Source organism: Erwinia sp. HR93, from assembly GCF_034555055.1.
Taxonomy (GTDB): Bacteria; Pseudomonadota; Gammaproteobacteria; order Enterobacterales; family Enterobacteriaceae; genus Apirhabdus; species Apirhabdus apintestini.
The window spans coordinates 1,159,576-1,174,082 of the sequence record NZ_JAXUDP010000001.1 but is presented as its reverse complement, the minus strand read 5'-3'; the positions used below and the strand labels follow the sequence as shown (position 1 = coordinate 1,174,082).

Genomic DNA, 14,507 nt, shown 5'->3' with positions numbered 1-14,507 from the left:
ATGAACACCGCCCGCGCCGCTACGGCGCGAAATATGGCGCATCACTTACGCGGTGGCGCGCTCGTTCCAACTGTCGGAATGAACGATGTTGCCGTCTTTGTAAGACCAGGTGATTTTTTCGTAGCGCAGTTCTATCTGCTCCAGATGGTTATGTTTCTCGTAGGAAGGGTCCTTGATGTCGTGCATTACCGGGTTTACTTTCACCACCTTCACGTTTTCCAGTTTGGTGTTGAAGTACTCCACTTCCTGGCCCGCGTCGTTGATTTTGTACCACTTGAACTCGGCAGACTTCAGTGTCTGGCCGGTGGTAACCGCCTTGTACAGATACGGGCTGGAGGCGTCGATTTCCTTGGTGAACAGGAACGGGGTGTGGATACGGGTACCGGTCAGCTTGCCGGTGTTGTTATCGGTCGGGATGTACAGGTTGTGCTGCTGTGCAACCACTTCAATACTGCCTTCACGATCCTGAACGTCTACAGAGCCTTTCAGGTCCGCGCCGCCGTCGTCTTTCAGCCAAAGATAAACAGGAATTGCCATGTATTACTCTCCATTGTGTTGTGATACGTCATCATCCTGCGATGACGCTGAGGGGGCGCCCGGTAGCTGGCAGGCATCGGCCTGCGGCACCAGACTGATTTCGACACGGCGGTTAAGCGTGCGCCCTTCCGGTGTGTCATTGGTTGCGATGGGGCGACTTTCGCCATAGCCCTGCACTGCAAAACAGCTTTCCGGCACGTCGCCGGTATCCCGCATCCAGTCACGCACAGCCTCAGCGCGCTTCAGGGACAATGTCTGATTCAGTTTCGGATTACCGGTGTTATCGGTGTGGCCACTGACCACAATCAGCCAGCCCGGCTTCGCTTTGATGCCCACCAGGGAGTTGACCAGCATTTTGGTGGAGCCGGTTTTCAACACGAACTTGCCGGAATCGAACAGCGACATGCTGTCGAGGCGGATAATTTTCGGTACCGGTTTGGGTTTCAGCTGCGGTTTTGGCGGCGGTGGCGGAGGCACATATGAGCGGATTGCATCCAGCACTGGCATTCGCAGACGCTCGCCCTGATATAAACCGAGGCTCATCCGGGCCGGTACACCATTGCGTGCCCAGCCATCCAGCTGCGCCGCATCATCACGCAGGACAGCAACGGCATCGGCTTTTGGTACAAAATTATTCATCGGGATACGGTCATAGCGGGCAATATCAAAGCTCACGCGCTGCAGTAACTGACGATTGTTCCAGCCACTGCAGAGCAGCGCTGCAATCGCCGCCAGAGTGAAGAGCCCAAGCGCACAGCGCCAGGTTCGCCCGCCGGGCGTGAGACCCCGCCCTTCCGGTAGCAGCGGCAGGATAAAATCCGGGAATAGGGAAATCACCGTACTGTCCGTTCCTACCGGCTGCCAGCCAGTCACCTGCTGCATAGCGGTGTGACGGGACAGCCACGCCGTCCAGGCCGATGTAGCCAGACTTTCGGCAAGGATAGGCCCCATTCCCCAAAGCACCGCAGTAGGGGCGATGACAGGAATATCGGGGTTCTCATCTATAAAAACGGCTTTAACGTGCTGATGGAACCAGCTCATCAGGCTGTTCATCAGCACCTGTTGCTGCATCGCAGCCGCTCCACCGGTAGTGACCCACGCAGCGATTGAGCTCGGTGCTGAAGACTCACGCCAGACCTTCACCCCCTCCCCCAAGATCGCGGCCTGCCAGAGCATATCATTCGTCATCGCACTACCGATCTGACCATTCAAAATCAGCGGCACAGAATGACCGGTCTCTTTACGCAACTGGCTGACCTGCCAGCGCAGGGCCAGCAGGCGACTGGTAAGCCGCTCGCTGTCAGCATGCTTTTGAGGACAGACGCTGACCATCACCGACAGCTGACATCCCCAGTCAGGGCGCAGCCACAGTACGTGGCGGGCAACCTGCTCAAGATCCAGATGGCTCTCCACGCGGATCCAGCATCCCTGAGTGACAGTGAGTACCGGTGACTGATGCGGCCAGGCCAGCGGCAGATCGCCACAGACCAGCACCACAGGCTGACGGTAAGTAGCTTCCGGGAGATCATCCAGGCTCAGGGTGACATCGTGCTCCGGGCGACGACTGGCAACATACCAGCACGCCATAATAAGCCCCAGCATCGCCAGCAAAACGAGCACGGAAGCCAGTCGGGTGATCGGCAGAAAACCAAGGCAGACCACTGCACTCAACAGGGCGGCCCATAGCGCAAGCCCGCGCCGTTGTGCAGGACTCATTTCGCGGCCCCCGGCAACAGTGTCAACAGCGTCTGGTCGAGCCAGCGATCCAGCCCCCACCAGAGTGCGGCAACCACTATTAAGCTCAGGCCAATACGTGCGGGCCACGACGCCAGCCAGCCCCCCATTCCCTGTCCGGCACGACTTTCTGCCAGTACTGGGTGAGTTTGTGGATAGCTGAACGGCGTGACATGTTCACTGAGTGCGTTGACAAGTTTCTGGCGCTCCGGGTCGTTCAGAGAGCGGAAACTGCCAAGGAACCCTAGCATCATGATGCGCTGGAAGCAGGTCACGACAGCCAGTTCAGGAGCCGGTTCACGCAACACATCGCGCATGCGATCGCACAGTGTATCACCAGCGTCCATAGTGCCAAGGAAGTGCCCTTGCAGAGGAATATCGTACCACTGCACACAGGCGTCATCCTCCACACCGCGACCTTTGACCGCCTCATCGAGCAGCGCACACTGCGCTGTAAGAATATGCTGACAGCTAGCTTCATCGAGTTCGCTTGCTTTTAGCTCACGCTGCACACGCTCGACATCAGCAATGCAGCGCTCCCATAGTCTGCGCCCTTCCCCGTCCTGGAATTTTGGACCATATCGCAGGCTTATCACCTGCAGCCAGGTGTCCTGAAGCAGGGCATCAATATCAATAGATGCGGCAGCGCCGCGTTTAGGCTCACTCATGTTCTCAGTACCGCAAAGAGTTCAAGTTCAATCTCACCGAGCATTCCAGGAACGTAAAACATACAGGTGCCGCTCTGGAGCATTTCGGTAGCCAGAGGATGAGAGACATCAAGGCTGAAATATTGGTTTTCCAGACGCAGAGGGATAGCTGCCGGCACATGACGCAGCGCCGTCAGTGGTACACCCACCCGCGATGAATTGACGATACTCCTGACATGATCGGGGCTGCCGACCTTGCACTGGCGCGGAAATTGTTCCTGTAGCTGTGCCACCGGTAGCGGTGAGCGTACGGAAAGGTAGTAATCAGCGCCTTCGCGCAGGCGTGGGTCATGCAGACGAGCCTGCCAAAAGTGGAGACGGTCATCACGCTCAAGCTCAATAGCCACCACGCGTGACGGCAGACTGGCTTCCAGCAGATCGCCGAGCAAATCAAACAGGGGTGGAAACACGGCATTCAGCTGCTCATGCTGCCAAGCAGGAATGGCGTTTACCTGATGCTCCAGCGAGAAGGTCAACAGGCTGCCAGCAAGCCGTGCCAGCTCAGGGTACAGACGCTCCGGCGGGCTTTGCGGATGACGCTGAAACTGCCCCAGCACGGGCTCAGCGCTGTTCAGGGCATTAAGCAACCAGAACAGTGACACATCGGCCACGGCAAAATCCGCCATGCGTTCGTTACTTTCCCGGCGCATAGCCATCAGGCGGCTCAGACGGGCGCGCAGTTGCGTCATCAACTGTTCCAGCTGTGTGATTAGCCAGCGGCTGCCCTGCAGAGTCAGCAGTGGCGGAAGATACGTCTCATCGAGTGTCCAGCCCCCCTGAGAATCCTGCTGGAGGCGGGCAACCGGGCAGGTCAGATAATCGCTATTGTTCTGATGGGCGAAGCGCAGCGTCAGCTCAGGCTGCATCACCGCAATCTGACGGGTATCCTCCCCAAAGGCATTGCGGACATCCCGCCAGCGCTGGCGATAGCGGACAGGACGCTCAGCTACTTCATCGGGTTTGATGCAGTTGCCACCATTGGCTCGTAACAGCGGAAGTGCCAGTACCACTACCGCCTCCTGCGATTCACTCTCAAGCGATAGCGCCGGTGGCAGATTATCCGCATTATCCGTATCGATAAGCGTCCCGTCGGGAAATCGGATATGTAGATGACGAGCCTGTAGGCGGCTCAGCTTCAGCGCATCCGGTTCAAAAGTAGCTTCAATCATCCCCCAGGGATGAGAGAGGCCCAGCCGGGCAATACATTCCGTAGTCCAGGCCGCATACGCGGCCTGTTGCTGGAAGTGCTGGGGAGAGACCATAATGCCCCTGCCCCATAGCGGTTGTTCCGTTTTCATCAGCTATCCGCCTTAAGACTTAGCTTTTGGCATCTGGGAAACCAGCGATAAATTCACGTCCATACCTTCCACCTGGAAATGCGGTACCGCGTACAGTTTCACGCGGAAGAAGCCCGGGTTGTCCTCGATATCTTCCACCACCACTTTCGCATCGCGCAGCGGGTGCGATGCCTGCAGCTCATCGCCCGGATCGGTCATTTCCGTTACCAGGCTGCGCACCCACGTGTTCAACTCCAGTTCCAGCAGCCGGCGGTCTTTGGTGGTACCGATGTTTTCACGCTGGATAAGCTTCAGGTAGTGCGCAATACGCGACAGCAGGAAGATATACGGCAGGCGCGCGTTGATGCGGCTGTTCGCCGTGGCATCGGCGGTGTCGTACAGCGCCGGTTTTTGCGCCGAGTTGGCAGAGAAGAAACACGCATAATCGCGGTTTTTGTAATAAGACAGCGGGATAAAGCCCAGGTTAGCGAACTCAAATTCGCGGGTTTCCGGGATCATTACCTCTGACGGGATTTTCACCTGGTTGCCGGTGCCTAAATCATACAGATGAATAGGCAGGTCGGTAACCGCGCCCCCGGCCTGCGGGCCGCGGATTTGCACGCACCAGCCGTTATTGATAAAGCTGCGCACCATGTTGGATGCAAAGGCGAAAGAGGCGTTGGTCCACAGGTATTTATCGTGATCCGGGCCTTTCACTTCTTCGACGTAGTTAAAGCTGCGCACCGGCACGGTATCCGGCCCGTACGGCAGGCGCCCTAATACGCGCGGCATGGTCAGCCCGATATAGCGGGAATCATCGCTGTCGCGGAAGGACTTCCACTTAATGTATTCCGCCCGGTCAAAATAGTTGCCAATATCTTTAATCGCCGCAACGTCTTCCATGGTTTCTTTCAGGAAGAATTTCGGACCCACCGCGCCAATGAACGGCATATGCGCCGCAGCCGATACGCGGGAGATATTACGCAGCAGCGCCACGTCCTGCGCAGAGGCATCGAACTCGTAAGCGGAGATAAGCGCGCCAATCGGTTCACCGCCCGGGGTGTCGTATTCCGCCACGTAGGTTTGCAGATACAGCCCGCTCTGGATAGTTTCCGGAGAATCTTCAAAGTCCTGACGCAGGTCTTCTTTAGACAGGTCAAGCACCTCCAGGCGCACGTTCTGACGAAAATCTGTTTTATCAACCAGCGATTTTAGCCCGCGCCACAGAGACTCCACTTTCTGAAACTCTTCGTGATGCATGACCGCATCAAGCTGCCGGCTAATCTGGTAGTCCAGCTCAGCGATATGCTGGTCAATCAGATTTTTGTCGAGCTTTTCCACTTTCGAGCCAGATTTTTTCAGGCATTCCAGGAACACCTGCATTCCGGCGGTTAAACGCTCATCGGCCGTTGCATCGGACATCGCCTGTGCATCCTGCCAGATATCCAGCGTGCTTAGCTCTGAAACCGGGTTCAGGCTGATTTTTTCAAACAGGGAGGCATAAACTCCACCAGCCGCAGGACGTTCAAGCACCACACTCTCGCTACCGGCGGCATTCTCATTTTTTACAGACATCAGCATCTTCCTTATTAATCCGTTAAAGCATCGTGACCGCTATGGCTGTTTAGGCGCCAGGGCTGACAGTTCGGCTCTGAGTTCATCACTTAATGCCGGGTCGAGCAGAATTTTTTCCAACTCTTTTCGGAAAGTCTGGTTATCCAGCAGGTTTGCCTTTAAATCACGAAGCAAGTTACGCATGGAAAGCATTGATTTAAGCTGTGGTATTTGTCGGGCAACCTGCTCGGGAGAAAAATCTTTCATACTCTGGAACGTCAGACTGATGCTGTCTTCACTGCCGTCGTCAGCAAGGGTATTTGGGAAGGTAAGATTTACTTTTGGAGAATATTCAGAAAGCACTGAGTCAAAGTTATTTTTGTTCACATTAACTTTTTCACGCTCTGATACCGGTGCGCTCTCCTGTCCATTACTAAAGTCGCCCGCAACGAGTAATTTCAGGGGGAGTTCGGTTTTCTTACTTGCGCCCCCCGTATGCAGGTCAAGTTTTAAATTAATACGTGCCTTTGGCACTTCATTTTGAAAACTGTCAGCCATTTCATCATCCCTCAGTTTATCGCTGCACGCGCTTTTCATACTTCGCTTATTGACGCACGATAATAGGATAATGACCGCCTGAATATCAAATTTACGGTTTTTTAATCCATAAAATAAAAATTAATAAGAATTTTCCACTAGCCACAAATAGCAAATCACATCCAAATATCAGCAAAAATAACTAGCAAAAAAGCAATAAATAGGGAATTTGTGCCGAGAAAGCAATAATGCCCGGAGTATTGTTAATTGAAATATTAATTATTGATTAAAATCAATATTAAAAATAAAAATATCTATACCTCATCAGAGTTAGGATTTTCAGAAAGGCGGCCATTAAATAGAGTAGGAGCAATAATAAAGTCACCCCACTGGAACCATTTCTTTACGTCAATTAAATAATGGGGCAATAGGCCAGAAATGTTACGAAGGAGCGTGTGGAAAGTGAACGGTTCTCTTTCCCGGGAATCGGAGTTGGATTGACAGCCAGGGCAATTAAAGTAACCCGAACGGCTTCAGCGTAACCGGCGGGGAAATCTATAGGGTACGCACCGACCGACAAAGCCTCCCGGCCCAAAAGCAATGAGTGCATCCAATTTATTACCCATGCCAGAATCCACGTTAGCGACGTCGTCAATAAAAATGGATGTGGGCTTTAATTCAGCCCACTGGGTGCTATAGGGTGATGACTCTGTTCGCAGAATTAATGGTTGATGGCCGATGAGCGATAATAATTCGCGTAATGTTCAATGAGGAAATCGACTGATTAATAAACGCTTCGTTGTCCAGATCCAGGTGGCTGGTTGCCTCATCCATAAATAGAATGCTCGGGCGTCGATACAGCGCGCGGGCAATAAGCAGGCGCTGTTTTTGCCCGCCGGAAAGGCCGGTTCCCAGTTCGCCAATCAGCGTCTCATACCCCATCGACATCTGCATTATTTCCGCATGGATATTACTGTATATAGCGCAGGCGGTGACCAACTCGCGATCGGGGCTGGCATTAAAACCGCTAATATTGTCGGCTATTGAGCCGGAAAAGAGTTTATCTTCCTGCAATACGCAGGCAATCCCCTCCCGGTAATTATTTAGCCCCACTTTTTCGACATTAATGCCGCCCACCAGCACTTCTCCCTGGGTAGGCGGCAGCAATCCGCACATGATTTTCATCAATGTGGTTTTTCCCTTCCCGGAAGGCCCGACGATCGCCACGCTTTCACCGGGATCAATAGTCATATTCAGCTCAGAAAATAACGGTTTAGCCTGTGGATCATACTGGAAGGTCACGTTTTTTAGCTCCAGCGGCGCAGGGTGACCGGCAGGAAACAGCCGGCGCGGTGGCAGTTCCTGCTCCGGTTCGGTGAATATAATATCGGCGATACGTTCGCTGTGCAGCCCTAGCATGCGCGTTTTCATGACCAGGTTAATAAGATTGCTGGCGCGATCGGAAAATTGCCCGCGGTACGCGTTAAACGCCATAAACATACCCAGCGTCATCGTATTATCCATCACCATTACCGCGCCTAGCCACAGTACGGCAACCTGATCGATAGCATTAATAAAGGTGTTTACCCCGGTAAAAAACATATCAAAGCGGGTTTGTCGGATACCGGTATTCGCCGCGTCGATATTGAGGTTAAGCCAGCCGGAAGAGCGTTTTCCGTTCAGTCCTAAAGCTTTAATCGTCCCGATACCGTACAGTGATTCCATAAAGTGCGAGCTGGCTTTCGCACCTTTAACAATAGATTCCTCGGTGATGCGCCGGTAAATACCGTAAGTGGCGAATCGCAGGCAGGTATAAATCACTGTAAATCCAACTACTACCCAAGTCAGCCAGCCGCCATACATCGCCATCATCACCAATACGCCAACGCTCATGATGATGTCCATTAGCCCGCCGATTAGATCCTGAGTAAACAGGCGGCGAATCGCATCCAGCGATGAAAAGCGAGACTGAATGTCGCCCAGATGGCGCTTTTCAAAGAAGTGCAGCGGCAATTTTATGAGATGATCGAACAGCGCGTTTTTCCACTGCACGTCAATAAGCGTCCCCATGACTAATGATACCCAGCCGCGAAGCGTGCCCATAAACGTTTTAAACAACATAAATAGCAGCAGGCCAGAGCCGATTACCGTCAACAATCCACGATCTTTCGCCTGGATCACATGGTCCGTGACTAACTGCATGCCAACGGGCAGCAGTAAATTTATCGCCTCTATTACCACCGAAAGGCAGGCGATTTTTAGCAGCGCCCCTTTAAGCCCGCTGACGTTACGCGCGAGTTCAAGCAGCTTTACGCGCGTTTTGACCGTGCCTTTCTCAAAATGGCTGTCCGGCCAGAACTCCACCGCCACGCCGGTAAAATGCTCCGAGAGCTCTTTGATGCCGATTATCCGTTTGCCGGTCGCCGGATCGTGAATAACCCAGGAGGAGCGGCGCCGAGCCGCCAGAACCACAAAATGATTCATATCCCAGTGCAGCACGCAGGGCAGTTTCAACTGCTTTACTTCATTTAAATCCAGCGACAGGGAACGGCATTTCAGCCCCACCGCGGAGGCTGTGCTTAACAGCGTCTTCAACGTCGCACCCTGCGTTGAGACAGAAAAGCGCTGGCGCAGGCTAAGCATATCAATATCCAGACCGTGATAGCCGCAGATCATCGCCAGGCTCGCCAGCCCGCACTCCGTGGATTCAACCTGCAGAATTTGCGGCACTTTTTTACGCAGGCCGAAGTGCAGTCTTTTAGTAATAAGATTGAAAATCGCTTCAGACATCGACCTGCCCCGTTACGCTATTTTTAATGTTGTAGAACGGCTTAAACATCCACTCCCACAATTTTCGGGTATCCAGAAATACCACCGTTTTCGCCTGCAGGCCGCCCGAGAGATGTAATGTTTTCCCTTTATCGCTAATGTCTTTGTGTTTTAAAGAAACCAGAACCTTGTAATAACTCTCGCCTGCTCCCGTATTATCTTTGGGCGCACTGTTATAGCCGGCCATTTCTTCACGCGAAGCAGGCACATATGAAATTGATTCGATAACTCCCGGGAATTGACCGTACTTCTCGGACGGGAAAGCGGCATAGCGAATATTCACGCGATCGCTAACTTTAATATAGGGAAGACTGCTGTCAGGCAGCCAGATAACCATATACCAGCTTGCTTCTTTTAAGGGTTGGATCTGAGCCAGCACAGCGCCATTATTCACCATCTGACCGGGAGTGACGCTCAGGGAATCAACCCGACCGGCGGACTGAGACGCAATAATAATAGAATCGCTGGCATCGGACTCAATAAGCTTCCGCTGTAGCTCATTACGCTGGTAAATATTCTGCGTAATATCATTATCAAACTCTGCTGCCCGAGTAAGAATTTGGCTCTTTAACTGGGATATTTGTACCTGCTGTTGAATTGCCTGGCTATTTAATGACTGATAGCCGCTTTGCTGTTGATAGAACATAAAGCGCTGGCTATTAAGCTGATCGTTAGTAATAAGTCCTTTCTTATGATAATTCTCATAGCTGGACATCCCGCGCTGCATAGTCGAAACGCCGCTTTTGGCGCTGGCTAATAATCGCTGAGTCTCACGATCGTTTTTCTCATATTGCGCTAGTTGCTCCTGCAAGTTCTCAATAGTTTCTTGCTTATTGCTTTTTAATTTATTAATGATTTCATCTATATTTTTAATCTGGTTACGTATTACAGTCAGTGTTTCCTGACTGACATTTCCGGACGTGGTTTGCCGTGAAATAGTAAGGCGATAAAGCGGCGCACCTGCTTCAACAACATCACCGACTTTCACAAAACTCTTTGTGATATATCCCTGCTGTGGCGTATAAATATTCATTGCATGAGGCAGTGAGATCACTTCTCCGCTGACCTGAATACGCCGCGTGTAGTTAGAAAAAAACAGGAAGGCAATAAATAAAACCATAAAAAACACGGTAGCCGCGGCTAATAACCCGGGCGGAAACCCACGGAGTAACAAAGCCTTTCCCTGCCACTCTGCTTTTTGGCGCTGTATGGCCTGCAGGCGGAAAATACCTTTTTTACTCATGTCTCTCTCTAAAAATAACTATCCAAAAAAGGAAGGAGAAATTCTCCCTCCTCATTATTAGTATATTAAAATTACGGAATCAGAGTACCGCTGGCGAACCCTTTAATGACTTCGTCAGTCGCAGCCCAGGTTTTATCCCAGCCCACTGCAGCTCCGCCGAGCGCACATGCGATCCCGCCGGTAATTCCACCGTAAATCATCCCTACGCCCTGACCAATCGCACCAATGCCCAGGAAACCGCCGCCGTCACCGCCGTGTTTACCACCGATGATGCTACCTGCACAGAAACCTGCCGCACCACCCACTACCGCACTGCGCATAGCTTCACCAATATCGGCAAAAAAACCGTTGCCGTAGGCACCGGCAACTTCTTCAATTTCTATTACGCTTAATTCACGCATTGTTTATTTCCTTATTTAACCTAACGGATTATTAACCCCTGTAATATCAATATAAATATGACAGAGATATCTTCTCAAATTAATGAGCAAGATTCTTTATATGCAGAATTAACTAATTTTTAATTCTGCGTAATGGTAAATGTCATGGTGGCATTTGCGACACCAGCCGTAATTTTTTTATTGGTTTGCACGTAGGCTGCTTTTAATGGTATCGAAATAGACGGTTCATGATTTAAGTGATAACGCGTCGGCATATTGAATTGCAGCGGCGAACCATCGTTATTCATCACTTTAATTGCGACGCCCGTCGCAGAACCTTCTACATTATCCAGCGGTATCACACCGGTTTCTGGCGAGGACGTTCCCGCCATCACATCATAAGAGACATCAACCGGTAGGCCATCGCCCTGGCACGTCATATCAAATTTAAAGCTTTTTACCGGCGAGGTGCTGCCTACGCCGTTAAACACATTCCGCTGCACCTGCCCCATCGGCACAATAATATTGGGTGATTTGGCATAGCAGCTTTTAATTCTCACGCTTCCGCTGACGACCTGCAGCGTTAATAAATTACCCAGCGTGCCGTTCGTACCCTGGAGCTGAAAGCGTGCCACAATTCCCGCGGGGAAATTACCCGGCTCAATATCTCCCGTGCGGTAAAACAGCAAACGGACATCTTTACCCATAATGGCCAGCGCCTGGTTCGGCGGAATTTGTTGGCTAAGAGGCACAAATCCATCCAACACGAAATCATCAATTCTTACACCAATCCCAGGCACTCCGGTTTCATAAACGCCAGGGATAGAACTTAACGTTGCCCATGGCCCCATCATCATGGATTTATACAGCGGGCTACCGGTTGGACACACCGCAGCAGGACCTTTGGCGCTAAATGTTCTGGCCAGCAATACGCTGCCAACTGGAACATTCGGCGCTACCGCCAGCTCCGGGATTTTCAACTGCAAAGTCTTTGGTGAAAAACTGCATCCAACCGCCCAAACATTTTTCGTCCATATCAGCGCCAGGCCAAGAAGCAACAGCTTCTTCAAATGCTTTTTATCGTATTCTGATGGCATATCTGTCCCTTTATATTCGCAATTGCTCGCCAGCTATTTGCTACCCTGCGCTACCGGCAGACGGTATTAATTTCCTGAACGGCCTGTTTCACTGCTGTATTAAGCTGATAATGGGCCTTGCAGCGCGCATCCGGCGCTTTCCCCCAGGAAACATCAATGGTGCCGTTTGATTGCAGGCCGCTCAGATACACTTCGCCGCTATCGCCTACGATGCTGCTCCAGTTTTTATCCTGTGCGCCCCCTTGCGCCTGACTCAGCGCCGCAACTGCTCCGAACGGCACCGGCTGGCCGTTGGTACGCAATAGTGTCACCAGCGCACGCTGCCCAACCCGGCCGCTGAAGTTCGCCCTAACCACCGCGCCGCGTGTAGGTACAACTTTCTGTGTAGTTTGCGCAATTTCTACATCCTCCGGCAGAGACTCGGGGTTCAGCGTCACCTCGCTGCTGCGATAAGCGCTTAAATAAGGCACTACCGTATAGCCGCGGAAGTCGGTTCTAACGCCCACTTCATTTTGCACAGAGGCTCCCGATACGCCCGGCGCTTTTACCAGCGCGATGGTTTCGCCCAGCGGCTGACTCAGAGTAACGCCATCGCGGTGTACAACTATGCCGCCCGCCACGCCATAATTCGTCCGGCGCGAGCTACGATCCCAGGCATAACCACCGCTCAGTTCACCGTAGGTTCCCTGATAGTCCGCATCCATATTGCCGCTGCTGCCGCTGTCGCTTTCGTTGTGATTAGTAAAGCCTTCCTGAATGTTCCAGTTCAGGTTTCTGTCGGACAGCGCCGTGCCGCTTAGCCCTACGGTATGCGTCGTATTGCCGTGCCGCGCCGTATTCATGCTGTAATTTGCCCAGGTATCGTTTAACCAGCGGCTTAATGGGATGCTTACGTTGAAGGCAAGCACCTGATCCTTGTCATAAATTTTGTAACTCTTCGACTCAGAAACATCGACACGGGATGAGTTACGGTTATAGCTGTAGTTCAGGCTGTAAGTGATACCCTTCCAGCTATTGTTGTAGCCCACGTTTAGCGAGCGCATATGCTGCGCATCGTTCCAGTAATCCTCGCTAACAAAACCAACCGAAAGCGCGCCAGCGCCCTGCCACAAGTTTTGGCTCATGGTTAGTTCCGCACGATTGCGACGTCGCTGATTCAGATACGTAGACATATCATCACGCCAGGTATCCATCACTTCATTCAAGGTGTAATAGCCGCGCGTGGAGTAGCGATAGCCTGCAATCGAGAAATTGGTGCCGGTTTCCACAAAGTTCTTACTGTAGCGAATACGCCAGGACTGCCCGCTCTTGTGCCCCCGGTCTTTCGGTTCGCTCCATGCCTGCGTAAAATCAATCGATACGGCGCCCAAATCACCCAGGTTTTTACCCATACCGCCGACAGCAGAGTGATAGCGATTTGCCTGCTGGCTGCCGCCATAAATCGTAAACCCATGCGATAAACCATATATCCCTGTGGCCTGGCTAAAAAAATCCCGATCTGAGTTATTGCGATACCCACGATATTCCCCGCCGGTAACGCTATATTTGAATCGACCTTCACGCTGTAATACGGGTACCGATGCAAAAGGCACAATCATATTTTGCTCGCTACCGTCGGCTTCTTTGACGGTCACGTATAAATCACCGCTGCCGCCGGTGGGATACATATCGCTAATTGTGAACGCTCCCGGCGCCACATAACTTTGATAAATAATGTGCCCATTTTGGCGAATAATGACCTGCGCATTGGTTCGGGCAATGCCTCTGACTACCGGCGCATAACCTTTTAAACTATCTGGCAGCATTTCATCATCTGAAGCGAGCTGCGCCCCTCGATAAGAAACACTATCGAAAATATCGGAAGGTGAGTTACTTTCCCCCAGCGTCAACTGTGCCTTTAATGCGGCAATATCACGCTCTAAATAGGTATAAATAGTGTCCCAGCGCGAGCCGCTCGTCGAATCTCGATTCCACGTTGTGTAATTCCGCAAACGCCATGGGCCAATATTTAATGCGGGGCGAATATTTAAATATTGATAGTCGCTATTTTCTCCGCCGCGCCACCTGGCTTCGTTATTTGAGCCAGTAAAATTATAATTAAGGATAAAAGCGTTAATGCCTTCATCCCACAGGGAAGCATCTATAGCTCCCCTTGCACTTGTTTTAAGCGCTGCCTGAGGAATGCTCAGCAATAATTGTTGCGTATTAAAGTCCAGCGTTGCATCTGCCTTCGGGATTTGTGCGATATCGGCACATTTACCTGAGGTTTTTAATTCGGGAAAAGCGTCAATATTTACGCCATAGCGCGAAAGCTCTTCCGCCGATAAACAAGGAAGTAATGTCTGCTGGCGTGTTTTATCTTTCGGCATATAAAACCCAATATCCCGGGTTTCTTGAATTTGGCCATTCACAATGACATCAACGTGATATGTGCCTGGCCCCTGCCCCCCGCGTTCAAACGCAGATAAATCAACTGCAGAAGTATTTCCCGGCTGTCTCTCCAGTAACGCAGGGTTAAACTCCATTTCTGCATGACTCCCCACTGAATATCCAGAGGTGAACAAAATGCACATCAATGCCGATGACAATTTTTTATATTCAGCCCGCTTCAT

11 protein-coding genes are annotated in these 14,507 nt (G+C 51.7%); all 11 read right to left on the bottom strand.

Features of this window, described 5'->3' with window-relative positions; translation table 11 throughout:
• Positions 1–45: 45 nt before the first annotated feature.
• Positions 46–537 carry a type VI secretion system effector Hcp gene (gene hcp / locus SFA31_RS05485; protein ID WP_322837070.1) on the bottom strand — a complete coding sequence of 164 codons (492 nt, stop codon included), beginning with the start codon at positions 535–537 and terminating at the stop codon, positions 46–48.
• A gap of 3 nt (positions 538–540) precedes the next feature.
• A complete protein-coding gene (locus SFA31_RS05480) occupies positions 541–2,253 on the bottom strand; it encodes an OmpA family protein (protein WP_322837069.1) in 1,713 nt (570 codons plus the stop codon).
• Positions 2,250–2,939: a type VI secretion system protein TssL, short form gene (gene tssL / locus SFA31_RS05475; protein ID WP_322837068.1), complete on the bottom strand. Its 690-nt coding sequence runs from the start codon at positions 2,937–2,939 to the stop codon at positions 2,250–2,252. Before tssL ends, SFA31_RS05480 begins: the two co-directional genes overlap by 4 nt.
• Positions 2,936–4,279 (bottom strand): type VI secretion system baseplate subunit TssK, encoded by a 1,344-nt coding sequence (tssK, locus tag SFA31_RS05470; protein WP_322839300.1) that lies wholly within the window; start codon positions 4,277–4,279, stop codon positions 2,936–2,938. The genes tssL and tssK overlap by 4 nt, the downstream gene beginning before the upstream one ends.
• 9 nt (positions 4,280–4,288) lie before the next feature.
• On the bottom strand, positions 4,289–5,836 hold the full coding sequence (gene tssC / locus SFA31_RS05465; protein ID WP_322837067.1) for a type VI secretion system contractile sheath large subunit: 1,548 nt from the start codon (positions 5,834–5,836) through the stop codon (positions 4,289–4,291).
• Between the two features lie 33 nt (positions 5,837–5,869).
• Positions 5,870–6,367: a type VI secretion system contractile sheath small subunit gene (tssB, locus tag SFA31_RS05460; protein ID WP_322837066.1), complete on the bottom strand. Its 498-nt coding sequence runs from the start codon at positions 6,365–6,367 to the stop codon at positions 5,870–5,872.
• Positions 6,368–7,039: 672 nt separating this feature from the next.
• A complete protein-coding gene (locus tag SFA31_RS05455) occupies positions 7,040–9,136 on the bottom strand; it encodes a peptidase domain-containing ABC transporter (RefSeq protein WP_322837065.1) in 2,097 nt (698 codons plus the stop codon).
• Positions 9,129–10,418: an HlyD family secretion protein gene (locus SFA31_RS05450; RefSeq protein ID WP_322837064.1), complete on the bottom strand. Its 1,290-nt coding sequence runs from the start codon at positions 10,416–10,418 to the stop codon at positions 9,129–9,131. The genes SFA31_RS05455 and SFA31_RS05450 overlap by 8 nt, the downstream gene beginning before the upstream one ends.
• Before the next feature lie 71 nt (positions 10,419–10,489).
• Entirely contained in the window at positions 10,490–10,819 is a 330-nt protein-coding gene (locus SFA31_RS05445; protein WP_322837063.1) for a hypothetical protein, read from the bottom strand.
• A gap of 119 nt (positions 10,820–10,938) precedes the next feature.
• A complete protein-coding gene (locus tag SFA31_RS05440) occupies positions 10,939–11,895 on the bottom strand; it encodes a fimbrial protein (RefSeq protein ID WP_322837062.1) in 957 nt (318 codons plus the stop codon).
• Positions 11,896–11,945: 50 nt separating this feature from the next.
• A complete protein-coding gene (locus SFA31_RS05435) occupies positions 11,946–14,507 on the bottom strand; it encodes a fimbria/pilus outer membrane usher protein (RefSeq protein ID WP_416208320.1) in 2,562 nt (853 codons plus the stop codon).

Bases quoted from the DNA above. Each gene is read 5' to 3' on its own strand.
- hcp (WP_322837070.1), bottom strand. From the start codon at position 537: ATGGCAATTCCTGTTTATCTTTGGCTGAAAGACGACGGCGGCGCGGAC.
- SFA31_RS05480 (WP_322837069.1), bottom strand. From the start codon at position 2,253: ATGAGTCCTGCACAACGGCGCGGGCTTGCGCTATGGGCCGCCCTGTTG.
- tssL (WP_322837068.1), bottom strand. From the start codon at position 2,939: ATGAGTGAGCCTAAACGCGGCGCTGCCGCATCTATTGATATTGATGCC.
- tssC (WP_322837067.1), bottom strand. From the start codon at position 5,836: ATGCTGATGTCTGTAAAAAATGAGAATGCCGCCGGTAGCGAGAGTGTG.
- tssB (WP_322837066.1), bottom strand. From the start codon at position 6,367: ATGGCTGACAGTTTTCAAAATGAAGTGCCAAAGGCACGTATTAATTTA.
- SFA31_RS05455 (WP_322837065.1), bottom strand. From the start codon at position 9,136: ATGTCTGAAGCGATTTTCAATCTTATTACTAAAAGACTGCACTTCGGC.
- SFA31_RS05450 (WP_322837064.1), bottom strand. From the start codon at position 10,418: ATGAGTAAAAAAGGTATTTTCCGCCTGCAGGCCATACAGCGCCAAAAA.
- SFA31_RS05445 (WP_322837063.1), bottom strand. From the start codon at position 10,819: ATGCGTGAATTAAGCGTAATAGAAATTGAAGAAGTTGCCGGTGCCTAC.
- SFA31_RS05440 (WP_322837062.1), bottom strand. From the start codon at position 11,895: ATGCCATCAGAATACGATAAAAAGCATTTGAAGAAGCTGTTGCTTCTT.
- SFA31_RS05435 (WP_416208320.1), bottom strand. From the start codon at position 14,507: ATGAAGCGGGCTGAATATAAAAAATTGTCATCGGCATTGATGTGCATT.